Here is a 25992-nt window from a genome sequence, read left to right as displayed (position 1 = left end):
ATGACTCACAGGCATCATCGTCGCGGCAGTGCTGCCTGTCGCCGTCCCGCCGCACGTTGGGTCGTCGAAGCCGCCCGGCCGCTGCGACGGATACCGTGCCGGGCGAGTCGGCGACGCGTGTACCTGGGTCAGCCGCGCAGGCGCAGGCCACGCGGGGTGGCCCGGAAGCCGGCGGCGGTCAGCGCGTCACTCAACGGCGACGAGTGCACCGCCTCGCCGTCGGCCCGCTCCACGGACATCGCGCCCAACGCTCCGGAGTGGACGGCGTCGGCGAGCGCCTTGCCGGCCGCCGCGAGCGCCTCGGTGTCGTCGGTGAAGGAGAGCAGGGTCCGGCCGCCGCGTTCCACGTACAGCACCAGGTCACCGGCGACCTGCACCACCAGCGCGCCGGCCTTGCGACCCGCCCGGTGCCCGGTCGCGGGGGCGGCCCCGTCGCCGGAGTCGACGACGCGTTCCGGCCAGGGCAGCGCCGCGCCGTACGGGTTGGCGGGGTCGGTGGCCGCGAGGACTGTGGTCGGTCCGCTCCGGCCGCGCGCGCCGTCGGCCGGGTCGGCCAGCGCGCGGAGCCGGTCCACCGCGCCGGGCACGGCGAACTGTGCCGCGCCCAGGCCCTCGACGAAGTAGCCCCGGCGGGCCGCGCCGCGCTCCTCCAGCGCCGACAGCACCGGGTAGACGGCGGAGAACCCGCCGACCACCTGCTCGGCCATCACCGCGCCCCGGGTGACCACGCCGTGCCGTTCCAGCAGGACGTCGGCGAGGGCGGCGGCCCGCCTGGTCGGGTCGAGGTCCCGCTCCGGTAGACGCGACCAGCGGCCGGCGACGGTGGGTGGGCCGCTGCGGGTGGGCAGCGCCACCCGGCCCGGCCGCCGGTAGCGGGTGCGCGGCGCGGAGGGGCGCGACCGGTGCGCGCCGCCGGCGCCGAGCACCGCCCGCAGCGGGGCGAGGGTGTCGTTGGTGAGGTGCCCCGCCCAGACCAGGTCCCAGATCACCCCGGTCAGCGCGGCGTCGTCGGTGGAGCCGACCCGGTCGCCCAGCGCGCGGAAGAACAGCGCCTGCCCGTCGCCGAGCGCGTCGAGCACCGCGTCGTGCAACGGGGTACGCGTCAGCGCCTCGTCGGGCGGTGGGAGCAGCAGCGGCGCGGTATCCGCGTACGCCAGGGTGACCCAGCCGTCGCCTCCGGAGATCGCCCCCGAACCGGCCCAGAGCACCTCCCCGCTGGCGCACAGCTCGTCGAGCTGGGCGGGGGAGTAGTCGGCGACGCGGCCGGGCAGCACCAGCCGTTCCAGCGCGGACGCCGGCACCGCCGCGCCCTGCAACTGCTCCACCGTGGCGGCGAGCGCCTCCACGCCCCGGGCCGACGAGCCGACCTGCTGCCAGCGCGGCAGGAACGTGGCCAGCGCCCGGGGCGGCACCGGCTCGATCTCCCGCCGCAGCGCCGCGAGCGAACGGCGGCGCAGCATCCGCAGCACCTCGGCGTCGCACCACTGGGCGCCGGCCGTGTCCGGTGTGAACTCACCGGAGACGACGCGGCCGGTGGCGGCGAGGCGGCGCAGTGCCTGCTCGACGACGAACACCCCGAGCCCGAAGCGCGCCGCGCAGCTCGCGGCGGCGAACGGCCCGTGGGTGCGGGCGTAGCGGGCCACCAGGTCACCCAGCGGATCGGCCACCGGGGCGAGGTACGCCTCGGCGACCCCGACCGGCAACGCCACGCCGAGGGCGTCGCGCAGCCGGGCGGCGTCCTCGACGCCCACCCAGCGCTGCTCGCCGGCGATGCGGACCCGCAGCACCCGGCGGGTGGCCTCCAGCTCGGTCAGCCAGCCCTCCGGCACGCCCCGCTCGGTCAACTCGGCGTCGCTCAGGTCGCCGAGCACCCGCAGCAGCTCGACCACGTCCTCCGCGTCGCGCGGGCGGCGCTGGTCGGTCAGCCAGCGCAGTTGCCGATCGGTCTCGGCGAGCACCGCCGGATCCAGCAGCTCGCGCAGGTCGACCCGGCCGAGCAGCTCGCCGAGGAGGGTGGAATCCAGGGCGAGGGCGGCGGCCCGGCGCTCGGCGAGCGGGGCGTCGCCCTCGTAGAGGAACGCGCCGACGTAGCCGAACAGCAGCGACCGGGCGAACGGGGACGGCGCACTCGTCTCCACCTCGACCAGGCGGACCTTGCGGGCCGCCAGGTCCCGCATCAGCCCGGCCAGCGCCGGCTGGTCGAAGACGTCCTGGAGGCACTCCCGGGCGGCCTCCAGGGTGACCGGGAAGTCGGCGTACTCGCGGGCGACGTCGAGCAGTTGCGCGGCGCGTTGCCGCTGCTGCCAGAGCGGCTGGCGGCGGCGCGGGTCGCGGCGGGGCAGCAGCAGCGAGCGGGCGGCGCACTCCCGGAAACGGGCGGCGAAGAGCGCGGACGTGCCGACCGACTCCTCCACGAGCTGGGCGATCTCGTCCGGCTCGAAGACCACCACGTCGGCGCCGGGCGGCTCGTCTGCGGTGTCGGGCAGCCGTACGACGATCCCGTCGTCGGAGGGCATCACCTGGGCGTCCACCCCGTACCGTTCGGCCAGCCGGCGGCCCACGGCGAGGGCCCACGGCCCGTTGACCCGCGCGCCGAGAACGCTGTGCACGGCCAGCCGCCAGTCGCCCAGCTCGTCGCGGAACCGCTCGACAACGATGGTGCGGTCGTCGGGCAGCGAGCGGGTGGCCTCCCGCTGGTCGCGCAGGTAGGCCATCAGGTTGGTGGCGGCCCAGTCGTCCAGCCCGCCGTCGCGCAGTGCGGTCAGCGCCGCCTCGTCGCTCGACCGCAGCAGGGTGCGCACCCGGGCGCCGATGGCCCGACCCAGCTCGACCGGGCGGCCCAGCTGGTCGCCCTTCCAGAACGGCATCCGCGCGGCCTGACCGGGTGCGGGGGAGACCAGCACCCGGTCGGGTGTGATCTCCTCGATGCGCCAGGACGAGGAGCCGAGCAGGAAGACATCGCCGACCCGGGACTCGTAGACCATCTCCTCGTCCAGCTCGCCGACCCGGGCGGCCCGCTCGGCGCCGGCCAGGAAGACCCCGAACAGACCTCGGTCGGGGATGGTGCCGCCGCTGGTCACCGCGAGGCGTTGCGCGCCGGGGCGGCCGGTGAGCAGGTCGCTGGCCCGATCCCAGACCAGCCGGGGGCGCAGCTCGGCGAACGCGGTGGACGGGTAGCGCCCGGAGAGCATGTCGAGCACGGCGTGCAGCGCGGAGTCGGGCAGCTCGTTGAAGGGCGCGGCCCGGCGGACCAGCACCGCCAGGTCGCCGACCCGCCACGGCTCCAGCGCCACCATCGCGACGATCTGCTGGGCCAGCACATCGAGGGGGTTGCGCGGGTAGTGCAGCTCCTCGATCGCGCCGTCGGTCATCCGCTCGGCGACTACCGCGCAGGACAGCAGATCGCCACGGTGCTTGGGGAAGACCACCCCGCGCGAGACTGCGCCCACCTGGTGCCCGGCGCGGCCGACACGTTGCAGGCCGGCGGCGACGCTCGGTGGGGCCTCGATCTGCACCACCAGATCGACAGCGCCCATGTCGATGCCCAGCTCCAGGCTGGAGGTGGCCACCACCGCCGGGAGCTGGCCGGACTTGAGCGCCTCCTCGATGTGCTTGCGCTCCTCGCGCGAGACGCTGCCGTGGTGCGCGCGGGCGATCACCGGCGCGGCGCCGGTGGCCGCGCCGGACTGGGCCATCACCTCGGCCGGCGACCGGTTGCTGCCCGGACCGGGCGCCGAGCCGCCGTTGGCCGGCGGCCGGTTGCGGACCGGACCGGCCGGGCCACCCCACCGCTGCGCGCCGGGTGCCGGCCCACCGTCGGCCGGCGGCTCGCCGTCCACCGACAACCCATCTGGTACGTCGATCGCGTCCCCGCCCGACGCGGAGGCCAGCGCGGCGGAGGCGACCTCCTCGGCGGCCAGCTCGTTGAGCCGGGCGCACAGGCGCTCGGCGCTGCGGCGGGAGTTGGTGAAGACGATTGTGGAGCGGTGCTGTCCGATGAGGGTGAAGACCCGTTCCTCGACTGCCGGCCAGATCGAGGCACGGCGTGGGCCGGGACCGCCGAGGGAGTCCTCCGGTGGCTGCTCCTGCTCGTCGAGTCGGGTCATGTCCTCCACGGGGACCTGCACGCTGACCTCGATGGTCTTCGCCGTGGCCGGCTGCACGACGTCGACCGGCCGTGCGCCGCCGAGGAACCGGGCGCAGGCGTCGATCGGCCGGACGGTGGCGGAGAGGCCGATCCGTTGAGCCGGCGCGGGCAGCAGCTCGTCCAGGCGTTCCAGCGAGAGGGCGAGGTGGGCGCCGCGCTTGCTGCCGGCCACCGCGTGCACCTCGTCGACGATCACCGTCTGGACGCCGCGCAGCGAGTCCCGAGCGGCGGAGGTGAGCAGCAGGAACAGGGACTCGGGTGTGGTGATGAGGATGTCCGGTGGGGTGCGGGCGAAGGCCCGTCGCTCGTCGGCAGGCGTGTCGCCGGTGCGCATGCCGACGGTGATGTCCGGTGGCGTGACGCCGAGCCGGGTCGCCGCCTGCCGGATGCCGGCCAGCGGGGCGCGCAGGTTGCGTTCGACGTCGACGGCGAGAGCCTTGAGCGGGCTGACGTAGAGCACCCGGCACCGCTGCCGCGCCTCGGCCGGTGCGGGTTCGCGGGCCAGCCGGTCCAGCGACCAGAGGAAGGCGGCGAGCGTCTTGCCGGAGCCGGTGGGCGCCACGACGAGGGCGTTGCGGCCGGCGGCGACGGACCGCCAGGCGCCGGTCTGGGCGGCGGTGGGTGCGGCGAAGGCGGCGTCGAACCAGGCGCGAGTGGCGGGACCGAACCCGTCCAGCACCTCGCCCTTACCCGCATCTGCCCCGCTCACCGGTCCATCGTGCCCCGCCGGTACGACAACCACGAACGACCCACGGGGGATCATGCCGCGTTGTATGGAAATTGCGCGTGATGCGACATTAATACGTTAAGTCTCACTTAACTGCTTGCTTGTGAGGAGCAACATAAAGTAACTTCACCCGCAACGCGAATCGGGTGGAGGGGATCGGATGGCCGTCGAGCCGCGACACGCCGAACCCGGCACCGATGTGCTGATCCGCAAGGTCGACAGTCACCTCGCCACGCTCCGCGTCGGTCTGCACGGGCCCGAGCTGGAGCTCGCCGAACGCCTCGCCCGCTGCCTGCGCGAGATGGTCGTCTCGACCGCCCAGGCCAGCGCCGCCGACCGGGGGCAGGTCCGCGTCGCCGTGCACTACTTCGTGCTCCGCCGCGAGAGCCGCGGTCGACTGCTCTCGATGCGGTCCCTCGCTGTCGCGGAGCGGGTCGTGGCGAAGGTCGCCCGCCAGCTCGGCCGCGTCGACCTGCTGAGCGAGCTGCGCCTGGAGGGCTCCGCCCTCGACGACGAGCTGACCGTCGGCGACGCTCTGCTGCGCTGACCGCCGACCGCACACCCGAGTCGATAGCGGGCTAATTCCGGCAAAACCGCCCGGCGGGCGGAGATGTGGCGTCTGATCGCTGCTAGGCGCCACCGCTGTACGGGCGTCGGCCACCTCGATCGGGAGTGCGGGTGCTGGTACTGCTCATCCTCCACCTCGTGGCGGCCCTCGCCGCGCCGCTGCTCGTCCGGTGGTGGGGTCCGCGCGCGTGCTACCCGCTGGCGCTCGCGCCGGCCGCCGCGTTCGGCTGGGCACTGGCCCGCGCTCCGGCCGTCGGTCACGGCGGCGCGGTGGTCGAGACGTACCCGTGGATCGGGCAGCTGGGCCTCGACATCGCGCTGCGCCTCACCACGCTGTCCTGGCTCCTGACCCTGCTGATCGGCGGCGTCGGCGCGTTGGTGCTGGTCTACAGCGCGCGCTACTTCGACGCGGACGCTCCCGGGATGGCCCAGTTCGCCGCGGTCCTGGTCGCCTTCGCCGGCGCGATGCTCCTCCTGGTCTTCGCCGACGACGTGCTGCTGCTCTACGTCGGCTGGGAACTGACGACGATCTTCTCGTACCTGCTGATCGGGCACAGCACCGAACGCCGGGCCAGCCGGTGGGCGGCGGCGCAGGCGTTGACCGTCACGACGGCGGGCGGGTTGGCCATGCTCGTCGGGTTCATCCTGCTCGGCGAGCACGCCGGCAGCTACCGCTGGTCGGAGATCGCCACCCACCCGCTGCCCGGCGGCGGCTACCTGATCACCGCGGTGCTGCTGATCCTGGCCGGGGCCCTGTCCAAGTCGGCGGTGCTGCCGTTCAGCTCCTGGCTGCCGGTCGCGATGGCGGCACCCACCCCGGTCAGCGCGTACCTGCACGCCGCCGCCATGGTCAAGGCGGGCGTCTACCTGGTCGGCCTGCTCGCGCCGGTGCTCGCCACGGTCGGCCCGTGGCGGCCCGTGGTGCTCATCGCCGGGGTGGCCACCATGATCATCGGTGGTTGGGCGGCGCTGCGCCAGACCGACCTGAAGCTGTTGTTGGCGTACGGGACGGTCAGCCAGTTGGGCCTGCTGGTCGCCGTCACGGGGGCGGGCACCCCGGCCGCCGCGCTGGCCGGCACGGCGATGCTGCTGGCGCACGCCCTGTTCAAGTCGGCGCTGTTCCTGGTCGTCGGCGTCATCGACCACGGCGCCGGCACCCGCGACCTGCGCGAGTTGTCCGGGCTGCGGCGCTGGTCGCGGCCGTTGTTCGCGGTCGCGGTGCTGGCGGCGGCGTCGATGGCCGGGGTGCCACCGCTGGTCGGGTTCGTCGCCAAGGAGGCGGTCTTCGCGGCGTTCACCGACGACCCGGTGCTGCTCGCCGGGCTGGTCGCCGGGACGGTGCTCACCGTCGCGTACAGCGCCCGCTTCCTCTGGGGCGCGTTCGCCGACCGGCCGGGCGTCGAACCGGTCCAGCCGACGCCGATCGCGGCGTCGATGCTTGTGCCCCCGGCCGTCCTCGCCGTCGCCGGGCTGCTCGCCGGCCCCGCCGCCGGCGTGCTGGACGGCCTCCTCAGCCCGTACGCCGAACTGCTCGGCACCCTCGACGCGCATCTGACGCTCTGGCCCGGGCCGACCGCGGCGCTCGGTCTGTCCGTGCTGGCACTGGCCGGCGGCGGGCTGCTCTTCGCGCTCCGCGGCCCGCTCGCCCCGGTGCTGGCCCGGCTCCGCTCGCCGGTCGGCGGCAATCAGGGGTACGAGTGGACGGTGGGCCGATTCGACCGGCTCGCCATCGAGGTCACCGGCGCGACCCAGCGCGGCTCCCTGCCGCAGTACCTGGGCATCATCCTGGTCACCCTCGTGCTGCTGCCCGGTGGGGCGATGCTCGCCGCCCGTCCGTGGCGGGCCGGGCTCCCGCTCTGGGACAACCCGCTGCAACCGGTGGTCGTGGTGGTGATCGCGGTGGCCGCGCTGCTCGCGGTCGGCGCTCGCCGGCGGTTGACCGCGATGCTGCTGGTGGGGATGACCGGCTACGGCACCGCGATGCTGTTCGTCCTGCACGGCGCACCGGATCTCGCGCTCACGCAGTTCCTGGTGGAGACCGCGACCATCGCGGTGTTCGTCCTGGTGCTGCGCCGCCTGCCGGAGCGTTTCTCGGCCCGTCCGCTGCGCCGCAGCCGATGGACCCGCCGGGTGATCGGCGTGGCGATGGGCGTGGCGGCGGGCGGGCTCGCCCTCGTCGCGGCCGGGGCCCGTCGCGCGCCGGACATCTCGACAGTCTTTCCGGACCTGGCGGTGGGCGAGGGGTACGGCCGCAACGTCGTCAACGTGACCCTCGTCGACATCCGGGCCTGGGACACGATGGGTGAGGTGTCGGTGCTGGTGGTGGCCGCCACCGGGGTGGCCAGCCTGATCTTCGAGAGGTCCCGCACCGGGCCGCGGCCGCGCCGGCCGGAGTCGGCCGATCGCGCCGCCCGGTCCGACCGGCCGGTCTGGTTGCGGGGCGGCCCGACCCTCTACGAGGAGCAGCGTTCGATCGTGCTGGAGGTGGTCACCCGGCTGATCTTCCACACGGTGGTGCTGTTCTCGCTGTTCCTGCTCTTCTCCGGGCACAACGCGCCGGGCGGCGGGTTCTCGGGCGGACTGGTGGCGGGGCTCGCGCTGGTGGTCCGCTACCTGGCCGGCGGCCGGTACGAGCTGACCGAGGCCGCTCCGGTGGGCGCCGGCCTGATCCTCGGCGCGGGGTTGGCCGTGGCGGTGGGCTCCGGCGCGGTGGCGCTGGCGGCCGGTGGATCGGTGCTGGAGAGCGCCAAGCTCGACGTGTCGCTGCCGCTGGTCGGCGACGCCCACCTGGTCACGTCGCTCTTCTTCGACATCGGGGTGTACCTGATCGTGATCGGGCTGCTGCTGGACATCCTGCGAAGTCTCGGCGCCGAGGTGGACCGGCACATCGAGGCCACCGGCGCGGCGAGCGGCGGTCTGGCCGTCGACAAGGGTGGCCGGCCATGACGGCGGGCGCCGCCGGGCCCACGGTGGTGCTGGTGCTCGCCGTCGCGGTGCTCGTCGGGTGCGGTGTGATCCTGCTGCTGGAGCGCAGCCTCACCCGGATCCTGCTCGGCGTGATCCTGCTCGGCAACGGGGTCAACCTGCTGATCCTGCTGGGTGGCCGATCGGGTGGCGCTCCGGTGGTGGGCACCGGCCCGGTGGACCGGATGAGTGATCCGTTGGCGCAGGCGATGGTGCTGACCGCCATCGTGATCACGTTCGGGTTCACCGCGTTCCTGCTCGCCGTCGCGTACCGGAGCTGGTATCTCACCGGCGACGACGAGGTGCCCGACGACCTGGAGGACCGCCAGATCATCCGCCGTGCCGAGCGCCACCAGGTGGGCGCCGTCGACCGTGGCGGGGAGGGCCCGGGCAGCGACCCGGAGCAGGTCGACCCGGAGCCCGCCCGCCGCCGACTACGACGCGGCAGAGGGGACGGCACCTCGTGAGCAGGCTCCTGCCGCTGCCGGTGGTGGTGCCGCTGCTCGGCGCGGCGCTGACCCTGCTCCTGGCCGGCCGACCCCGGGTGCAGCGTACGGTAAGCGTGCTCTGCCTGACGGTGACGTCCACAGTCGCGGTGGTGCTGTTGGTGCAGGCGTACCGGCACGGCCCGGTGGTGCTCGCGGTCGGTGGGTGGCCGCCGCCGGTAGGCATCGTGCTGGTGGCCGACCAGTTGGCCGCGCTGATGCTCGTGGTGTCCTCGGCGGTGACCCTCTGCGTGCTGCTGTACTCGATCGGCCAGGGTCGCAGCGAGACCAGCGAGAGCGCGCCGGTGGTCATCTTCCATCCGACGTACCTGGTGCTCACCGCGGGCGTCACCAACGCGTTCCTGGCGGGCGACCTGTTCAACCTGTTCGTCGGCTTCGAGATCCTGCTGGCGGCCAGCTTCGTGCTGATCACGCTGGGCGGCACCGAGGCACGCATCCGCACCGGCTCGACGTACGTGGTGGTCAGCATCCTCTCCTCGCTGATCTTCCTGACCGCGGTGGGGCTCGTGTACGCGGCCACCGGCACGCTCAACATGGCGCAGCTCGCCCAGCGTCTCGACGACCTGCCGGACAACGTCCGCGTGACCCTGCAACTGACGCTGCTGCTCGCGTTCGCGGTCAAGGCGGCGGTCTTCCCGCTGTCGGCCTGGCTGCCGGACAGCTATCCCACGGCCCCCGCACCGGTCACCGCCGTGTTCGCGGGGCTGCTCACCAAGGTCGGCGTGTACGCGATCATCCGTACCGAGACGTTGCTGTTCCCGGGTGGCCAGGTCAACGACCTGCTCATGGTCGTCGCCGGGCTGACCATGGTGGTCGGCATCCTCGGAGCGGTGGCGCAGTCGGACATGAAGCGGCTCTTCTCGTTCACCCTGGTCAGCCACATCGGCTACATGATCTTCGGGGTGGCGTTGAGCACCGCAGCCGGTCTCGCCGGCGCGATCTTCTACGTGGTGCACCACATCACGATCCAGACCACGCTGTTCCTGGTGGCCGGTCTGGTCGAGGAGCGGGCCGGCAGCACCGACCTGCGCCGTCTCGGCGGGCTGGCCCGAATGGCGCCCCTGCTCGGCGTCCTCTTCTTCGTCCCGGCGATGAATCTCGCCGGGGTGCCGCCGTTCTCCGGGTTCCTCGGCAAGCTCGGCCTGCTCCAGGCCGGTGTGGCGGCCGGCGGGGCGCTGCCCCTGACGCTGGTGGCGGCCGGCACGCTGACCAGTCTGCTCACCCTGTACGTGGCCTCCCGGGTGTGGAACATCGCGTTCTGGCGGGCGCCCCGGACCGTCACCAGCGAGCCCAGCGTCCGGCTGCCCACCATGACGGTCGGCGCGACCGTCGCCCTGGTCGTGTTCGGGTTGGCGCTCACCGTGCTGGCCGGACCGCTCTTCGACGTCACCGCCGACGCGGCCACCGACCTGCTCTCGCGTACGCCGTACGTGCGGGCCGTCCTGCCCGGTGTCGTGCCGTGACCGCCAGGCGTGCACCGACCCCGGCGGGCGCGACCTCGAAGCTGCGGGGCCGGTTCGGGCGTTGGCGAGACCAGGCGTTGGCGCTCGGCTGGCTGGTGCTCGTCTGGAACCTGCTCTGGGGGTCGATCACCTTCGCCAACATCATCGGTGGTCTGCTGGTCGGCGGCGCGGTCCTGCTGTTCTTCCCGCTGCCGGCGGTCAGCTTCACCGGCCGGCTGCGGCTCGCCGCGCTGGTGGCGTTCGCGGGCCGGTTCGTCGTCGAACTCGTCACCGCCAGCCTGCACATCGCCCGGATCGCCGTGCAACCCGGCTACCGCCCCCGCGGGGCGATCATCGCCGTGCCGCTGCGGGTGCCCACCGACCTGAACCTGGCGCTCACCGCCGAGGCGGTCTCGCTGGTGCCGGGAACGCTGATCCTCGAGGTGGACCGGGAGGCGGGGACGCTCTACCTGCACGTGCTGGACACCCACGGGCCGGCGGACCTGGACGTCTCCCGGGAACGCACCCTCGACCTCGAGCGGCGGATCGTCCGGGCGGTGGGCAGCGCCGCCGAACTGCGCAGCGTCGGGCCTCATCCCGTAGAGAAGGGCAACTCTCAATGATCACGTTCCTGGCCGTCGTCCTCACCGCCCTGCTGTCGTTGACCGCGCTGCTCGCGCTGATCCGGCTCTACCGGGGCCCCTCGCTGCTGGACCGGGTGATCGCGGCGGACATGCTGCTCGCCACGATGGTCGGCGCGGTGGGCGCGGAGGCGGCGGTCAACCGGCACGCCACCACGCTGCCCGTGCTGGTGGTGCTCTCCCTGCTCGGTTTCGTCGGCTCGGTGTCCCTGGTCCGCTTCGCCGTCCGGGAGCCGGCGTGACGGTGGCGACCGGCGGGCACTCGGCGGCAGGTGCGCTCGCGACGGTTGCCGACTGGCTCGGTGCCGCCTGCCTGGTGACCGGCGCGCTGCTCGCCCTGTCCGCCGCGATCGGTGTGCTGCGCTTTCCGGACACCCTGTCCCGGATGCACGCGGCCACCAAACCCCAGGTGCTGGGCGTGCTCCTGCTGCTGCTCGGCATCACGCTACGGCTGCGGTCCGTGGCCGACATCGGCATGATCCTGCTGGTGGCGGTCTTCCAGTTGGCCACCGCGCCGGTCTCGGCACAGATGATCGGTCGGGCCGCGTACCGGTCCGGCCGGCTCGACCGTGGCCTGCTCGACGCCGACGAGTTGGCCGAGCGCCCGACCGGCGGCGGCTCCGGCGACGGCCGCGCCCCGTCCTGATGAACCGGACGATCGACGCCTTCGGCCCACCCTCAGCGGAGTCCCAGGCAACGCCGATAAAATGGCGGCATGATCGACTCTTCTGCCCAGGAGGGCAGCAGTAGCCAGCCGGGTCGTGCCCGGCATATTCCCGTCCCGACGACCTCGGGAGCCCTGAGCGACAGGTGCTGATCGTCGTCGGCCTTCTCTTGATCATCGTGCTCACCGCCGCCACCGGTTACTTCGTGGCGCAGGAGTTCGGCTATGTCGCCGTGGACCGGGGCAAGCTGCGCCAGCTCGCCGACGACGGCGACCAGGCCGCCGCCCGGGCCCTCACCGTCACCAGCCGGCTCTCCTTCGTGCTCTCCGGCGCGCAACTCGGCATCACCGTCACCGCACTGCTGGTCGGCTACGTCGCCGAGCCGTACCTCGGCGGCGGCCTCGCCGACCTGTTCGGCGTCGCCGGTCTCCGCGAGTCGGTCAGCCTGCCGCTGTCGGTGGCGCTGGCCCTGGTCATCGCCACAGTGGTGCAGATGGTTCTCGGCGAGCTGGCCCCGAAGAACCTCGCCATCGCCCGGGCCGAGGCACTCGCCCGGGCGCTGAGCCGGTCCACCCTCCTCTACCTGGCCATGGCCGGGCCGGTGATCCGGCTCTTCGACCGCGCGTCGATACGCCTGCTGCGTCGGGTCGGCATCGAGCCGATCGAGGAGCTGCCCAGCGGCGCCACCCCCGCCGACCTGGAACAGATCATCGCCGAGTCCCGCGAGGAGGGCAGCCTGGACGCCGAGATGTCCACGCTGCTCGACCGCGGGCTCGACTTCCGGGAGTTGACCGCCGGCGAGGCCATGGTGCCGCGCGTCGACGTGCACACCGTGCGGGCGCACGAACCGGTGAGCCGGGTGGTCGAGCTTCTGGACACCGGCCACTCCCGCTTCCCGGTGCGGGGTGCCGACGGCGTCGACGACCTGATCGGCATCGTCGGGATCGCCGACGTGCTCGGCGTACCGCCGGCGGAGCGGGCCACCACCCCGGTGAGCGCGGTGGCGGGGCCGCCGCTGCTCGTGCCGGAGACCCTGCCCCTGCCCACGGTGCTGGACCGACTGCGGTCCGGGCACCGGCAGATGGCCTGCGTGGTGGACGAGTACGGCGGCTTCGCCGGCGTGATCACGCTGGAGGACATCGCGGAGGAACTGGTCGGCCCGATCCGGGACGAGGACGATCCGCCGGAGCGCGCCCCCGCGCGCCAGGACGACGGCTCGTGGGTGGTGCCGGCCCGCTGGCGGATCGACGAGGTCGCCGACAGCACCGGCATCGCGCTGCCCGAAGCCCCGGAGTACGACACGCTGTCCGGGCTGGTCATGCGTGAGCTGGGCCGGGTGCCGGAGGTCGGCGACCGGCTGGAGATCAGCCTGCTGCCCGAGGGCGCCGAGCTCGACGACGGTGCGGCGGAGCCCCGCGCGCTGGTCGAGGTGCTCGCCGTGGACCGGCACGTCGCCGACTCGGTACGCCTGCAACTGAGCACGCCGGGGGTGACCGCGTGAGCCCCGGCATCGCGCTGTTCAGCTCGGGCGTCCTGCTGGCGTTGAACGGGTTCTTCGTGGCCGCCGAGTTCGCCCTGGTGGCCAGCAAGCGGTACCGGCTGGAGCAGGCGGCGGCCAGCGGCGGCCGGGCGGCCCGGGCCGCGCTGGACGGCGTCCGCGAGCTGTCGCTGATGCTGGCGGGGGCGCAGCTGGGCATCACGCTGTGCACCCTGGGCCTCGGCGCGCTCGCCGAACCGGCGATCGAGCACCTGATCAGCCCGCTGCTGCACGCGGTGGGGCTGCCGGACGCGGCCAGTCACGTGGTCGCGCTGGTCTTCGCCCTCGCTCTGGTGACCTTCCTGCACCTGGTGGTGGGGGAGATGGCGCCGAAGTCGTGGGCGATCACCGACGCCGAGCGTTCGGCGACGCTGCTCGCGCTGCCGTTCCGGGCCTTCGCCCGGGTGTCCCGGCCGGTGCTGTCGGCGTTGAACGCGCTGGCCAACGCGATCCTGCGCCTGGTCGGGGTCAACCAGCAGGATCAGCTCGCCCAGGTGCACGGCCCGGACGAGCTGCGGATGCTGCTGGAGCAGTCCCGCGAGCACGGGTTGCTCGGCGCCGAGCAGCACCAACTGCTCACCAGCATGCTGGAGTTGCAGGGCACGTCGGTGGCGCAGGTGATGGAGCCGTTCGCCACCATGGTCACCGTCCGGCGCGACGACCCGGCCGAGCGGATCGAGCAGGTCAGCCGGGACAGCGGCCGGTCGCGGCTGGCGGTCCTGGACTCCGGCGGCGACGTCTGCGGCCTGGTGCACGTCCGCGAGGCGGTGCGGGTGGTCACCACCGGCCGGGCCGCCACCGCCGGGGAGTTGATGACCCCGGCGTTCACCCTCCCGGCGACGTCCACGGTCACCGAGGCGGTGGCCGCGATGCGCGCCCGGCAGTCCCAGCTCGCGCTGGTCCGCAACGGCGGTGGTCCGGCCCGCCCGATCGGCTTCGTCGCTCTGGAGGACCTGCTGGAGGAGGTCATCGGCGAGTTCGACGACGAGACCGACACGGTGCCGCGCGGCCGGCGGTTGCGGTGAGGCGTACCCGGCGGGTCGGCATCCGTTCGAGGTGGCGGGCGTGAGGTGAGCGCGACCGGGTAGGCGCGGTCGGTCCGGGGCCAGGGGGGCCTCGTTCCGCGAGGGGGCGCGCGGTGCGGTTGACGGGGGTTTCCCGGGACTCCGGCTGGACCGGGCTGTCCGTGCGGACCACGCTGCCGAACCCGAGCACCCGTCCGGGCCTGCGCCTGCCCGGGCGGGTGACCCTCGCCGCCGGGCCGGACGACGTGCTCGTACGCCACATCCGGCTCGGCCTGGTCACCACCGTCGAGCCGGACGACCCGGACGCCGCCCGACGCCTCGTGCAGTTCTTCTCCCTGCCGATCGCCGGGCGGTTCGTGGTGCCGGCGGGTCGCCGGCGGGCTGTCGACTTCGCGTTGCCGCTGCCGTGGGAGACCCCGGTGACCACGTTCGGCGGGGTGCCGTTGCTGAGCCTGCGGATGGGTCTGCGGACCGAGGTGTCCGTCGACCCGGATCTGGACCAGGGGGCCATGGTGCCGGTCCTCGTGCACCCGATCCCCACCCAGCAGCACGTGCTGGCGGCGCTGGCCACGCTCGGCTTCATGATCCGCCAAGCCGGGTTGCAGGAGGGCGGGCTGCCGGGGGTGGAGCACACCTTGGCGCTGCACCAGCGGTGGGGCTACTGGGTGGGCCCGCTCTACGCCGGCCCGATCACCGAGCTGGAGCTGATCTTCGTGACGAACTCGGCGGGCCTGGAGGTGATCATCTGGCTGGACCGTCGGCTGGCGCTGGCCGGGATCACCCACCAGAGCATCAGCCGGTTCCGGATCTGGCACGCGGACGCCGGGCAGCGGGACTGGGTCGCCACCGTGGACGGCTGGCTACGTCAGGCGATCAACCGGCACGCCGCGGCCGCCGCGCACGCCGACTGGTCCGCCACCATCGGCGGGTCCGCCCATGTCAGCCGCCACCCCGACCATCCGATCAAACCCGGCTACGGCCTCGGCGGCACGGCCGGAAGCGGAGGTGTGGGAGGCGGCTCCGGCGGCGGCGACGGCACCTGAGGGGTCAGCCGGCGCTGGCGGTGGCGAGCTTGAGGCTGAAGGCGAGAAAGAGAGCTGCCACGGCTGTGGTGCCACCCACGGCGAGGCGACGGCGTCGGCGGAACTGGGTAGCCAGGAACGTGCCCGCGAAGATCAGCGCGGTCAGGTAGAGCGCGCTGGTGACCTGGGCGATCAGGCCGAGCAGCAGGAACGACAGCGCGGGCCAGGCGTAGTCGGGATCGACGAACTGGATGAAGAACGAGATGAAGAACAGGATCGCCTTCGGGTTCAGCAGGCTGATCACCAGAGCCTTGCGGAACGGGCTGCGCATCTGCGCCGGTTCCGCGGCGTCGATCAGCCGCGGCGTGTCCGGGTCGTTGCGGTCGCGCCAGCGCCGCGCGGCGCCGAGCAGCATGGTCACCCCGACATAACCGAGGTACGCGGCACCGGCGTACTTGATCACCAGGAACAGCGGCGGATACGCCTTGAGCAGCGACGCCACCCCGGCGGCGGACAGGATCATCAGGACCCAGTCGCCGACGAAGACCCCGCCCGCCGCCCGGTAGCCGGCGCCCACGCCCCGCTTGGCGGCGGTGGACAGCACGAAGAGCGAGTTCGGTCCGGGTAGCAGGATGATGGCCACGGTGCCCAGCACGTACGTCCAGATGTCGGTGATCCCCAGCACGCCCGCCATCATCACGCCACCGATGCCGTCCGCAGAAGTCTTTTCCGCAGCGTGGCCTGTGCGTTCGGCCACTCGTCGACGGTCATCGCGTACTGCACGGTGTCCCGCCACGAGCCGTCCGGACGCTGGCGGTGCATCCGCAGCACTCCCTCCCGGGTAGCGCCGAGGCGTTCGATGGCCGTCTGGGAGCGGGCGTTGCGGATGTCGGTGTGCCAGGCGACCCGCACCGCGCCCAGGTCGTCGAAGGCCCTGCCGAGCAGCAGCAGCTTGGCCTCGGTGTTGATCCCCGTACGCCACCACGGCCGGCCGAGGAAGGTGTGCCCGATCGCCACCGACCGTCGTTCCGGGTCGATCTCGTAGTAGGACGTGGTGCCGACCACCGCCCCGGTCCTCGCGCAGCGCTGCACCCAGGGCGCCCGCTCGCCGCGCTGCTGGGCGGCCAGCGCGGCGGCGACCACATCGGCGGTTCCGGCCGGCGCGGTGGGCCGCGTGACGGAGAGGTGCCGCCACACGTCGTCGTCGGCGGTGGCGCTGTGCAGGTCGTCGGCGTGCGCCAGGTCCAGCGGCTCCAGCAGGACGTGTTCGCCGCGCAGTGGCACCGGGTCGTGCCAGGGCGTGCGGGCCGTCCGCAGGTACGCCGGCAGGGGCGCGGTGACCCCGGCCGCGGGTTGCGGCAGGCCGGCGGTCAGCCGCAACGGCAGGACGCCGGCCCAGTGCGGCAGGTGCAGGTCGGTCTCGTCCTCGCGGACCCCGCCGGTGCGGGACCGGACGGACACCTCCCGCAGCGGCAGCGCCAGCACGGCGGTCTCAGCCAGCTCACGTCGGCTCGGCGGACGACTGTCCGTGCTGCGGCCCGCGCCCACCTTCTCGACAAGCGCGGTGAGCATGGCGCTCTTCTCCTGGTCGTCGGTGACCAGGCGGGCGGTGCCGAGCGCGACCACCGAGCGGTAGTTGGCGCTGTGGTGGAACTGTGAGCGGGCGTAGACCAGCCCGTCGAGCAGGGTCACCGTGACGCAGACGGGCAGCCCGTCGCCCCGGGCGGCGAGCAGGGGCCGGCTGCCGGTGGACCCGTGCAGGTAGAGGGTGTCTCCGATGCGGACGTGCAGGGTGGGCAGCACCCGGGGTTCGCTGTCGACGGTGAAGCCGAGCGCGCAGTGGTACGCCTCGTCGAGGACGGCGTGCGCCGCCTCCCGGTCGTAGCTCATCCGGTCGCGCGAGCGGTTGGGAGTGGTCCGGGCGGTGGGTGGATACATGCGCGCCCCTTTGTTCTAGTACAATCTCCTGTTTGTGTCAGCACGCTATCAGTTCAGTGGAACGACGGCCGTCACGATTTCGGCCAGCATCGAGTCGGGCATCCGTACCGGCGCCCTGCCGCCCGGGGCCGCCCTGCCGCCGGTGCGGGCCCTCGCCACCGAGTTGGGCGTCAGTCCGGCCACTGTCGCCCGTGCCTATCGGGAGCTGCGCCAACGGGGCGTGCTGGCCACCGCCGGCCGGCACGGCACCCGCGTCCGTCCGCGCCCACCGGTGGCCGCCCGCCGCTCCGCGCTGCGCCCCGCGCCGCTGCCGGACGCCCGCGACCTGTCCCGGGGCGAGCCCGACCCCCGACTGCTGCCTCCGATCGGCCCGCACCTGGCCGCGCTCGCCGCCGACACCGGTCCGCCGGTCGGCTACTCGCAGGCCGGCGTGCTCCCGGAGCTGGCCGAGGCCGCACGCGCCCGGTTGAGCGCCGACGGCGTACCCGCCGGGGACCTCACCCTCACCGGCGGCGCGCTGGACGGCATCGAGCGGCTGCTCGGCGCCCACCTTCGCCCTGGTGACGCGGTGGCGGTGGAGGATCCCGGCTGGGCCAACCTGCTCGACCTGGTCGCCGCGCTCGGGCTGCGGCCGATCGGTGTGCCGCTGGACGACGAGGGTCCTCTGGTGGCCGGGGTAGCGGCCGCGCTGACCGCCGGAGCGCGGGCGCTGGTGGTCACCAGCCGGGCGCAGAACCCGACCGGCGCCGCCGTCTCCGCCGCCCGCGCCGAGGAGCTGCGCGCACTGCTCGCCGGCCGGCGGGACCTGCTGCTCATCGAGGACGACCACGCGGCGGAGCTGGCCCGCGTACCCCTGCACCCACTGGCCGGGGCGACCGCGAGCTGGGCCTTCCTGCGCTCGGTAAGCAAACCGTTCGGCCCGGACCTGCGGCTCGCGGTGCTGGTCGGCGACGAGACCACGGTGGCCCGGGTGACCGGCCGGACGCGGGTCGGCGCCGGCTGGGTGTCCACGGTGCTGCAACGGCTGGTGCTCGCCCTGTGGGGTGACCCGGCGGTCGACGAGCTGGTCCGGCGGGCGGCGCAGAACTACGACCTGCGGCGCGAGGGCCTGTTGGCCGCGCTCGCCGAGCACGGTCTGACCGCGCACGGCCGCAGCGGCATCAACGTCTGGCTGCCGGTGCCGGACGAGACCAGCGCGCTGACGGCGTTGCGGGACGCCGGCTGGGCGGTGGCGCCCGGCGCCCTCTACCGGATCGCGGCCCCGCCCGCCCTGCGCGTGACCGTCAGTTCCCTGGCCGTCGAGGAGCTGACGCCCCTGGCCGCCGCCCTGGCCCGCGCCGTCCATCCCGCCCCTCCGTCGGGCTTTGCTATCTGAGGGGCAACCGAACCTTCCGCCGGTAAAAGGGGGAATCACGACGATTCAGAGCGAGTGGGGTGGGTATGCGGGCCGCCGGAGGTGCCTGACCATGGCTACAGGTGGAAACCGCAGGGGACTGTGGATCGCGATCGCGGTCGCCATCATCGTGATCATCATCGTGCTGATCGCCATCGCGTCCTGTGGCGGCGGCGGGAACGGCAACGGCTACTGACGCGGCCATGCCGCGCCCACCCGGGGCGTAACCGGCAGGCGATACCTAAGAGGTATATAACAGTCGGCATGGCCGAGCAGACCGACAGCGCTCCCGGCGCCCAGCGGTTCATCCCGCCCGACGCTGACACCATCGACGAACTCCGCACGGCATCGGGCGGCTGTCGGGGCTGCGAGCTGTACCGCGACGCCACCCAGACCGTCTTCGGCCGGGGTGACGAGAGCGCCCGCGTGGTGCTCGTCGGCGAGCAGCCCGGCGACATGGAGGACCAGAAGGGGTTGCCCTTCGTGGGCCCGGCCGGCCGGCTGCTGCGCCGCGCCGTCGACGACGCCAAGCTGGACCCGACGCAGCTCTATCTGACGAACGCCGTCAAGCACTTTCGTTTTGCGGCGCGCGGCAAGCGGCGCATCCACCAGACCCCGGACCAGGTGCACATCACCGCGTGCCGGCCCTGGCTGGTGGCCGAGTTCGCCCGGCTCGACCCGGAGATCGTCGTGGTGCTCGGCGCCACCGCCGCCAAGGCGCTGCTCGGCCCGTCCTTCCGGGTGACGAGACAGCGCGGCGAACTGCTGCCCTGGCCCGCGTCCGCCCAGCATCCGGAGGACTTCACCCAGGTGCCGGTGGACAGCGCCGGAAAGCGGGTCGACGCCCCGCCGGCCCGCCTGCTGGCCACGATCCATCCGTCCGCCGTGCTGCGTGCCGACGACCAGGACAAGGCGTACGAGGGTCTCGTCGCCGACCTCACCGTCGCCGCCCGCGCCCTCGCGGGATAGCGCGGCCGCTCCACCGGGGACGGTGGCCTCGACGTCGTGGCACAGCCGTACGTCGCGGCGGCCGTTCGCGCTGCCCACGAAGGCCGGCTTCCCCGCGGCTGAGGCGATACCTGCCGGAAACGGCGTTGCGTGATCCGCGTAACAGCTCCTCTGCAGACTCACGTGAGTCGATCTTGTAGGGGAGGCGTTCATGAGCGATCAGACGCAGTCGACGGTGAGCCGGCGTGGGTTCCTGCGCGCGGTAGGGATCAGCGGCGGTGCCGGTGCGATGCTCGCCACGATGGGAGCCATGGGTCTCGCGCCCAGCGCCGACGCGTCGGTGACCCCGGCGTTCCGGGCGCCCGAGCGGTCCGACTTCACCCTGACCGGCCGGCCGGGGGCCAGCGTCGTCGTGCTCGGCGGTGGCATCGCGGGGCTCACCACCGCGTACGAGTTGGGCAAGGCGGGCTACCACTGCACGGTCCTGGAGGCGCGGCACCGCGTCGGCGGGCGGAACCTGACCATCCGCGGCGGCGACGTCGAGACCGACCTCGACGGGCACACCCAGCGGGCCGGTTTCTCCGACGGCGTCTACTTCAACGCCGGGCCGGGCCGGATCGCACAGTGGATGGTCACCATGGACTACTGCCGGGAGCTCGGCGTACCCATCGAGGTCTTCACCAACCAGAACGCCGACGCCTGGATCTACAACGAGTCCGCCGGGATGACCGAGCCGGTGCGGTACCGCACCGCCAAGGCCGACGTGTACGGCTACGTCTCGGAACTGCTCGCCAAGGCCACCGACCAGGGCGCGCTGGACGCGCGGCTCACCACCGAGGACCGGGACCGGCTGCTGTCGTTCCTGCAGGGCTTCGGCGCGATCGGCGGGCGGGCCAACGACTGGGTGTACGCCGGGACCAACCGTCGCGGCTTCTCCGCGTACCCCGGCGCCGGCAACGACGGGGGAACGCTGCTCGGCACGCCGCCGGCGCTCTCCGACGTCTTCGCCAGCAACGTGGGCCGGTACTTCTCCTTCGAGTTCGGCTACGACCAGGCGATGCTGATGTTCCAGCCGGTGGGCGGCATGGACCAGATCCCGCGTGCCCTCGCCAAGGCCGTTGGCGGGCACCGGATCCGGCTCAACGCCGAGGTGACCGGGGTGACCGACCGGGGCAGCCAGGTCGAGGTGACCTACCGGCAGGGCGGCCGGCAGTCGCAGATCACCGCCGACTACTGCGTGGCGGCGCTGCCGCCGCACCTGATGGCCCGGGTGCCCCACAACCTCGGCGCCGGGGTGACCGCCGCCCTGGCCGACTTCCCGGTCACCGCCGCCGGCAAGATCGGCCTGGAGTACCGCAGCCGCTGGTGGGAGACCGATCAGCGGATCTACGGCGGCATCACCGAGACCGACCTGGACCTGTCGCACATCTGGTACCCGTCCTACGGCTTCCACGGCAAGCGCGGCCTGGTCGTCGGCTACTACAACACCGGGGCGAACGCCCGGGCGTACAGCGGGCTCACCCCCGAGCAGCGCCGGGAGCGTGCGGTCAGCCAGGGGGCGAAGATCCACGGCGACAAGTACCGCAGCGAGCTGGTCACCTCGTACTCCCACGCCTGGGACCGGACCCGCTACATCGAGGGCGCCTGGACCTCGCCCCGCTACGGCACCGCCGGCTACAACCTGCTGCTCCAGCCGGCCGGTCGGGTCTACTTCGCCGGGGACTGGCTGAGCCACGAGGTGGCCTGGCAGCACGGGGCGTTCGTCGCGGCCCGTGCGGCGGTGTCGTCCCTGCACCAGCGGGTGCTGGCCGGCTGACCGACGGGCACAGCACCAGATCTTGGACAGTTTCCGTCATCCGCTGACGGAAACTGTCCAAGATCTACAGAGCGACGGGGCCGCGCGCGGGTCCGGCAGGGGTCGGTGGACCACGGCGCGCGTGCGCGAGGATGGGCTGTCACCCCGTCCTGAGGAGCGCCGATGGCCACCGACCTGACCGTGCCGCGTAGCGACGCCCGGCTCGACGTCGCGCCGATCCAGCGGCGCACCATGCGGCTGCTCTTCACCACCCAGATCATCGGCGGCATCGGTGTGACCATCGGCATCTCCGTCGGCGCGCTGCTCGCCGCCCGCATCGCCGGCACCGCGGTGGCGGGCGTCGCCCAGAGCGCCGGTGTGGTCGGCGCGGCGCTGCTCGCCGTCCCGGTCACCCGGATCATGGCCCGGCACGGCCGTCGTCCCGGCCTGGTGCTGGCGTACGCGGTGGGCGCCGTCGGCGGCGTCCTGGTGGTGGTGGCGGCGGCCACCCGCTCGGTGCCGCTGCTCTTTCTCGGCATGCTGCTGTTCGGCGGTGGCACCGCCGCGAACCTGCAGGCCCGCTACACGGCGGTGGACCTCGCCGAGCCGGCCCGTCGAGGGCGCCAGCTCTCGCTGATCGTCTGGGCCACCACCATCGGGGCGGTGGCCGCGCCGAACTTCGCCGACCTGGCCGACCGGGCCACCACCGGCTGGGGGCTGCCGCCGCTGGCCGGCCCGTTCGCGTTCAGCGCGACGGCATTCGTGCTGGCTTCCGTCGTACTCCTCGGGTTGCTCCGGCCCGACCCGTTGCTCACCGCACGGCGGCTCGCGGCGGCCGACGCGCCACCGACCGCCGCCGGGCCGCCCGGCGACGCCGCGCCGGCCGCCGGTGGGGCGGCCGAGGCGCCGGCGGGCGGCGGGGCCGGGCCGGGCACCGCGCCGGTCGCTGCGCGCGCGCCCCGCAGCGCCGGAATGGGGCTGGCCTGGTCGGTGGTACGCGGACAGCCGGCCGCCCGACTCGGCATCACCGCAGTGGCGATCGGCCACCTGGTGATGGTGGCGGTGATGGCGATGACCCCGGTCCGGCTCGGTGAGTCGCACGCCGACGCCGACGTGCTGCGGCTGGTCGGGATCGTGTTGAGCCTGCACATCGCCGGCATGTACGCGTTCGCCCCGGTCGTCGGCTGGCTCACCGACCGGCTCGGCCGGCGGGCGGTGATCCTCGGCGGGGTCGGGCTGCTGCTGGCCGCCTGCGCGGTCGCCGGCACCGCCGGGCACCACACGCCCCGGCTCTCGATCGGTCTGGTCCTGCTCGGGCTGGGCTGGTCGGGGACGATGGTGGCCGGCTCGACGCTGCTCTCCGAGTCGGTCTCGGCCGGTGTGCGGCCCAGCGTCCAGGGGTTCTCCGACCTGATCATGGGGTTGGCGGGGGCCAGCGCCGCAGTGCTCAGCGGGTTTGTCATGCAACTCGCCGGTTATCCGGTGCTCACCCTGCTCGCGGCGGTCGCAACAGTGCCCCTGGTGGCGCTAGCGTTGCGCCCGGTGCCGACCGGGGCACCCGGCGAGGAGGATTGATCACGTGCGGCTGACCGACTTCTGGGCGCGGTTGGAGGAGGCGTTCGGGCCGGGCTACGCGGCAAGCATCGCCCGGGATCAGGTGCTGTCCCAGCTCGACGGCCGGACCATCGAGCAGGCGTTGGCATCGGGTGAGCGGACGAACGTGGTGTGGCGGGCGGTGTGCGCCGCATATCCCGACCGCGTACCCGCGCGACTACGCTGAGCAGCCTTTTCGTCGGTTCCGCGTGTCGCTTGTCGAGTCGTACACCTGTTCGGCTATTGTCCACAGCGGGGTGCTCGTCCACAGCTCGCGGCCCGTCGGCTGGTTTTCTGTCGGACCTAGCGCCTAGCGTGTCCGCGTGACGCGAAGCTCAGCAAAGACGCCGGCGAAGGCAGGGGTGGCAACCATGGCAGCAGGGCCTGACCGGGAGAAGGCACTCGACCTTGCTCTCGCTCAGATCGACAAGCAATTCGGCAAGGGCTCGGTGATGCGGCTGGGGGAGCGGCCGGTCGTCCAGACCGCCGTGATCCCGACCGGCTCCATCGCGCTCGATGTCGCGCTCGGCGTGGGTGGCCTGCCACGGGGCCGGGTGGTCGAGATCTACGGCCCGGAGTCCAGCGGTAAGACGACTGTGGCGCTGCACGCGGTGGCCAGCGCCCAGCGGGCCGGCGGCATCGCCGCCTTCATCGACGCCGAGCACGCGCTCGACCCGGAGTACGCGAAGGCTCTCGGTGTCGACACCGACGCGATGCTGGTCTCTCAGCCGGACACCGGCGAGCAGGCGCTGGAAATCGCGGACATGCTGATCCGCTCCGGCGCGATCGACATCATCGTGATCGACTCGGTGGCGGCCCTGGTGCCGCGCGCCGAGATCGAGGGCGAGATGGGCGACAGCCACGTGGGCCTCCAGGCCCGGCTGATGAGCCAGGCGCTCCGGAAGATCACCGGTGTGCTCAGCAACACCGGCACCACGGCGATCTTCATCAACCAGCTGCGCGAAAAGATCGGCGTGATGTTCGGCAGCCCGGAGACCACCACCGGTGGTCGGGCGCTGAAGTTCTACGCCTCGGTCCGGCTCGACGTGCGACGCATCGAGAGCCTCAAGGACGGCACCGACGTGGTCGGTAACCGCACCCGGGTCAAGGTTGTGAAGAACAAGGTGGCCGCGCCGTTCAAGCAGGCCGAGTTCGACATCATGTACGGCAAGGGCATCTCGCGTGAGGGCTCGCTGATCGACGTCGGCGTGGAGCAGGCGATCATCCGCAAGTCCGGAGCGTGGTACACGTACGACGGCGACCAGCTCGGCCAGGGCAAGGAGAAGGCCCGGGAGTTCCTGAAGGAGAACCCGGACGTGGCCGCCGAGATCGAGAAGAAGATCCTGGAGAAGCTCGGCGTCGGGGTTGGCGCGAGCGACGCCGCCGGTGGCCCCGAGCTGCCGCCTGTCGACTTCTGACGGGTCGCTGACTCATGGCAGGACGACGCGCCCGTACGGGGCGGGGCTGGGATGCCAGTCCGCCTCGTACGGGCGACGCCGCCGATCCGCCGCGTCCCCGCCGGGGCCGCCGGGCCGAACCGTCGGCGGAGGAGCAGGCGTCCACGCCGCGCGACGAGTCCGAGGTGGCCCGCGAGATCTGCCTCCGCCAGCTCGCCGTCCGTCCGCGTACCCGCGCCGAGCTGGCCGGGGCGCTGGCCAAGCGGGGCATCTCCGAGGAGGTGTCGGCCGAGGTACTGGACCGGTACGACGAGGTCGGCATCATCGACGACGCCGCGTTCGCCCGCGCCTGGGTGTCCAGCCGGCACACCGGTCGTGGCCTGGCCCGCCGAGCGCTCGCCAACGAGCTGCGCCGCAAGGGTGTCGACGGCGAGGTGGCCACCGAGGCGCTCGGCGAGCTGGACGAGGAGACCGAGTCCGCAACCGCCCGCGCCCTCGTGGAGCGCAAGCTACGCACCGCCCGGGGTGAGCCAGACGCGGTCTTCCGCCGGCTGGTGGGCATGCTGGCCCGCAAGGGTTATCCGCCCGGCGTGGCCATCCGCGCGGTGAAGGACGCGCTCGCCGCGCAGAGCGCCGAGGCGGCCGAGTTCGCCGAGCAGATCGACGCCGACGCGCTCGCCGACGCCGAGGGCGATCTGGAGCGCGACAGCCGTCCGCTCGACTGAGTGGCGCGGTGGGTGCGGTGGGGGTGACCCGATGGTGAAAGCGTGTCTGAACGGCCAGCGCAGTCGTGCCGCCCATCCGGCCGTGCCGGTGACCCCGGCGGAGTTGGCGGCCGACGCGGCCCGCTGCGCCGCGCTGGGCGTCGCGGCCGTGCACGTCCACCCCAGGAACGCGGCCGGTGTCGAGTCACTGCACCCGACGGTGATCGCCGACGCGCTGACCGCGATCCGTGCGGCCCGACCGGGGCTGCCGGTGGGGGTGAGCACCGGGGCCTGGATCGAACCGGACCCGGCCGCCCGGGTGGCAGCCGTCCGCTCCTGGTCGGTGCTGCCCGACTTCGCCTCGGTGAACGCGCACGAGCCCGGCGCCGAGGCGGTCGCCACCGCGCTGCATGAGCGTGGCGTGCTCGTCGAGGTGGGGCTCTGGACTGTCGACGCCGTGCAGGCGTACCGGTCCTGGCGGGTGCCGGCCGGCCGGATCCTCGTCGAGTGCATGGCGCAGGAGCCGGTCGTCGCGCTTGCCGATGCGGCGCGGATCCTCGCCGCGCTGCCGCCGCCCGCGCGGACGCCCGCCGCGCCACACGGGTCGGGGTTGCCGGACGGGGTGCCGGGGTCGGCGGGGATGCCCGGCGTGCCACAGGGGTCGGGGTTGCCGGACGGGTCGCCGCCGGAGACCGCGGGGACTCCGCCTGTGCTGTTGCACGCCGAGGGTCCGGCCACCTGGGCGGTGCTCGTCGAGGCGGTCAGCCGTGGGCTGCACACCCGGATCGGGCTGGAGGACACACTCCTGTTGCCCGACGGCACAACGGCACCGGGCAACGCGGCGTTGGTCACCGCCGCGCTGGCAGCCGGCGCCAGCTGAGCCGCCGCGGATGATCGTGCTCGATCCAGGATGTAGGGGCATCGTCGCGCCGGTGAGGCCACTACTTCCAGGATCGAGCACGATCTTGAGGCGGTTCGCGG

Annotated in this window: 22 protein-coding genes; 19 read left to right on the top strand and 3 right to left on the bottom strand. The window is 73.3% G+C overall.

Translation table 11 applies throughout. The annotated features are described in order from the left end of the window. Positions 1-128: 128 nt before the first annotated feature. Positions 129-4856 carry an Lhr family helicase gene (locus ACLQ27_RS26815; RefSeq protein ID WP_425869254.1) on the bottom strand — a complete coding sequence of 1576 codons (4728 nt, stop codon included), beginning with the start codon at positions 4854-4856 and terminating at the stop codon, positions 129-131. A gap of 178 nt (positions 4857-5034) precedes the next feature. Between ACLQ27_RS26815 and ACLQ27_RS26810 the strand changes: the two genes are divergently transcribed. The 10 genes from ACLQ27_RS26810 (at position 5035) to ACLQ27_RS26765 (ending at position 15264) form a co-directional block, all read left to right on the top strand. After that, positions 5035-5421, top strand: coding sequence for a hypothetical protein (locus tag ACLQ27_RS26810; RefSeq protein WP_234590684.1), 387 nt, complete (start codon positions 5035-5037; stop codon positions 5419-5421). 131 nt (positions 5422-5552) lie between these two features. After that, positions 5553-8387 (top strand): Na+/H+ antiporter subunit A, encoded by a 2835-nt coding sequence (locus ACLQ27_RS26805; RefSeq protein ID WP_357497878.1) that lies wholly within the window; start codon positions 5553-5555, stop codon positions 8385-8387. Next, positions 8384-8872 carry a Na(+)/H(+) antiporter subunit C gene (locus tag ACLQ27_RS26800; protein ID WP_234590689.1) on the top strand — a complete coding sequence of 163 codons (489 nt, stop codon included), beginning with the start codon at positions 8384-8386 and terminating at the stop codon, positions 8870-8872. Before ACLQ27_RS26805 ends, ACLQ27_RS26800 begins: the two co-directional genes overlap by 4 nt. After that, complete coding sequence (locus ACLQ27_RS26795; protein ID WP_357497876.1) at positions 8869-10374, top strand: Na+/H+ antiporter subunit D; 1506 nt, start codon at positions 8869-8871, stop codon at positions 10372-10374. The genes ACLQ27_RS26800 and ACLQ27_RS26795 overlap by 4 nt, the downstream gene beginning before the upstream one ends. Continuing rightward, the gene (locus tag ACLQ27_RS26790; protein ID WP_425869251.1) at positions 10371-10976 is read left to right on the top strand and encodes a Na+/H+ antiporter subunit E; all 606 of its coding nucleotides are present in this window, start codon (positions 10371-10373) and stop codon (positions 10974-10976) included. The genes ACLQ27_RS26795 and ACLQ27_RS26790 overlap by 4 nt, the downstream gene beginning before the upstream one ends. Beyond that, positions 10973-11236, top strand: a complete 264-nt coding sequence (locus ACLQ27_RS26785; RefSeq protein ID WP_234590714.1) for a monovalent cation/H+ antiporter complex subunit F — start codon at positions 10973-10975, stop codon at positions 11234-11236. The genes ACLQ27_RS26790 and ACLQ27_RS26785 overlap by 4 nt, the downstream gene beginning before the upstream one ends. Beyond that, positions 11233-11640, top strand: coding sequence for a monovalent cation/H(+) antiporter subunit G (gene mnhG / locus ACLQ27_RS26780; RefSeq protein ID WP_357497872.1), 408 nt, complete (start codon positions 11233-11235; stop codon positions 11638-11640). The genes ACLQ27_RS26785 and mnhG overlap by 4 nt, the downstream gene beginning before the upstream one ends. A 164-nt stretch (positions 11641-11804) precedes the next feature. Beyond that, positions 11805-13160, top strand: coding sequence for a hemolysin family protein (locus ACLQ27_RS26775; protein WP_234590719.1), 1356 nt, complete (start codon positions 11805-11807; stop codon positions 13158-13160). After that, a complete protein-coding gene (locus tag ACLQ27_RS26770; RefSeq protein WP_234590721.1) occupies positions 13157-14221 on the top strand; it encodes a hemolysin family protein in 1065 nt (354 codons plus the stop codon). The genes ACLQ27_RS26775 and ACLQ27_RS26770 overlap by 4 nt, the downstream gene beginning before the upstream one ends. A gap of 113 nt (positions 14222-14334) precedes the next feature. Beyond that, on the top strand, positions 14335-15264 hold the full coding sequence (locus ACLQ27_RS26765; RefSeq protein WP_234590723.1) for a sporulation protein: 930 nt from the start codon (positions 14335-14337) through the stop codon (positions 15262-15264). Between the two features lie 4 nt (positions 15265-15268). Here ACLQ27_RS26765 and leuE read toward each other — a convergent pair whose 3' ends face one another. Both leuE and ACLQ27_RS26755 read right to left on the bottom strand, forming a co-directional pair. Continuing rightward, positions 15269-15940, bottom strand: coding sequence for a leucine efflux protein LeuE (gene leuE, locus ACLQ27_RS26760; RefSeq protein ID WP_357497867.1), 672 nt, complete (start codon positions 15938-15940; stop codon positions 15269-15271). Beyond that, a complete protein-coding gene (locus tag ACLQ27_RS26755; RefSeq protein WP_425869248.1) occupies positions 15940-17181 on the bottom strand; it encodes a bifunctional pyridoxamine 5'-phosphate oxidase family protein/GNAT family N-acetyltransferase in 1242 nt (413 codons plus the stop codon). The genes leuE and ACLQ27_RS26755 overlap by 1 nt, the downstream gene beginning before the upstream one ends. A 34-nt stretch (positions 17182-17215) precedes the next feature. On the opposite strand from ACLQ27_RS26755, the gene ACLQ27_RS26750 reads away from it, so the two are divergent. The 9 genes from ACLQ27_RS26750 to ACLQ27_RS26710 all read left to right on the top strand — a co-directional run bounded on the left by ACLQ27_RS26750 (position 17216) and on the right by ACLQ27_RS26710 (position 25891). Continuing rightward, positions 17216-18556: an aminotransferase class I/II-fold pyridoxal phosphate-dependent enzyme gene (locus ACLQ27_RS26750; protein WP_425869246.1), complete on the top strand. Its 1341-nt coding sequence runs from the start codon at positions 17216-17218 to the stop codon at positions 18554-18556. 91 nt (positions 18557-18647) lie between these two features. Next, a complete protein-coding gene (locus ACLQ27_RS26745; protein WP_255788023.1) occupies positions 18648-18770 on the top strand; it encodes a hypothetical protein in 123 nt (40 codons plus the stop codon). A gap of 68 nt (positions 18771-18838) precedes the next feature. After that, positions 18839-19543 carry a UdgX family uracil-DNA binding protein gene (locus ACLQ27_RS26740; RefSeq protein WP_357497861.1) on the top strand — a complete coding sequence of 235 codons (705 nt, stop codon included), beginning with the start codon at positions 18839-18841 and terminating at the stop codon, positions 19541-19543. A 190-nt stretch (positions 19544-19733) separates the two neighbouring features. Beyond that, positions 19734-21338, top strand: a complete 1605-nt coding sequence (locus ACLQ27_RS26735; protein WP_425869244.1) for a flavin monoamine oxidase family protein — start codon at positions 19734-19736, stop codon at positions 21336-21338. A gap of 162 nt (positions 21339-21500) precedes the next feature. After that, entirely contained in the window at positions 21501-22892 is a 1392-nt protein-coding gene (locus ACLQ27_RS26730) for an MFS transporter (RefSeq protein ID WP_425869242.1), read from the top strand. 4 nt (positions 22893-22896) lie between these two features. Next, positions 22897-23097, top strand: a complete 201-nt coding sequence (locus tag ACLQ27_RS26725) for a DUF3046 domain-containing protein (RefSeq protein ID WP_145784952.1) — start codon at positions 22897-22899, stop codon at positions 23095-23097. A 184-nt stretch (positions 23098-23281) separates the two neighbouring features. Further along, a complete protein-coding gene (gene recA, locus ACLQ27_RS26720; RefSeq protein WP_234590751.1) occupies positions 23282-24328 on the top strand; it encodes a recombinase RecA in 1047 nt (348 codons plus the stop codon). 14 nt (positions 24329-24342) lie between these two features. After that, positions 24343-25032 (top strand): regulatory protein RecX, encoded by a 690-nt coding sequence (locus tag ACLQ27_RS26715; RefSeq protein ID WP_357576208.1) that lies wholly within the window; start codon positions 24343-24345, stop codon positions 25030-25032. A 31-nt stretch (positions 25033-25063) separates the two neighbouring features. Continuing rightward, on the top strand, positions 25064-25891 hold the full coding sequence (locus tag ACLQ27_RS26710) for a 3-keto-5-aminohexanoate cleavage protein (protein WP_357497852.1): 828 nt from the start codon (positions 25064-25066) through the stop codon (positions 25889-25891). The last annotated feature ends 101 nt before the right edge of the window (positions 25892-25992 follow it).

Origin of the sequence: Micromonospora sp. DT63, assembly GCF_049841615.1 — a bacterium.
In the GTDB taxonomy this organism is placed as follows: domain Bacteria; phylum Actinomycetota; class Actinomycetes; order Mycobacteriales; family Micromonosporaceae; genus Micromonospora.
Note: the sequence above shows the minus strand (reverse complement) of the source record. Positions and strands in the feature narration are given on the sequence as shown.

What these genes read in the sequence shown, in the direction of transcription:
- ACLQ27_RS26810 (WP_234590684.1), top strand. Translation starts at nt 5,035, where the DNA reads ATGGCCGTCGAGCCGCGACACGCCGAACCCGGCACCGATGTGCTGATC.
- ACLQ27_RS26800 (WP_234590689.1), top strand. Translation starts at nt 8,384, where the DNA reads ATGACGGCGGGCGCCGCCGGGCCCACGGTGGTGCTGGTGCTCGCCGTC.
- ACLQ27_RS26785 (WP_234590714.1), top strand. Translation starts at nt 10,973, where the DNA reads ATGATCACGTTCCTGGCCGTCGTCCTCACCGCCCTGCTGTCGTTGACC.
- leuE (WP_357497867.1), bottom strand. Translation starts at nt 15,940, where the DNA reads ATGATGGCGGGCGTGCTGGGGATCACCGACATCTGGACGTACGTGCTG.
- ACLQ27_RS26755 (WP_425869248.1), bottom strand. Translation starts at nt 17,181, where the DNA reads ATGTATCCACCCACCGCCCGGACCACTCCCAACCGCTCGCGCGACCGG.
- ACLQ27_RS26745 (WP_255788023.1), top strand. Translation starts at nt 18,648, where the DNA reads ATGGCTACAGGTGGAAACCGCAGGGGACTGTGGATCGCGATCGCGGTC.
- ACLQ27_RS26740 (WP_357497861.1), top strand. Translation starts at nt 18,839, where the DNA reads ATGGCCGAGCAGACCGACAGCGCTCCCGGCGCCCAGCGGTTCATCCCG.
- ACLQ27_RS26735 (WP_425869244.1), top strand. Translation starts at nt 19,734, where the DNA reads ATGAGCGATCAGACGCAGTCGACGGTGAGCCGGCGTGGGTTCCTGCGC.
- ACLQ27_RS26730 (WP_425869242.1), top strand. Translation starts at nt 21,501, where the DNA reads ATGGCCACCGACCTGACCGTGCCGCGTAGCGACGCCCGGCTCGACGTC.
- recA (WP_234590751.1), top strand. Translation starts at nt 23,282, where the DNA reads ATGGCAGCAGGGCCTGACCGGGAGAAGGCACTCGACCTTGCTCTCGCT.
- ACLQ27_RS26715 (WP_357576208.1), top strand. Translation starts at nt 24,343, where the DNA reads ATGGCAGGACGACGCGCCCGTACGGGGCGGGGCTGGGATGCCAGTCCG.
- ACLQ27_RS26710 (WP_357497852.1), top strand. Translation starts at nt 25,064, where the DNA reads ATGGTGAAAGCGTGTCTGAACGGCCAGCGCAGTCGTGCCGCCCATCCG.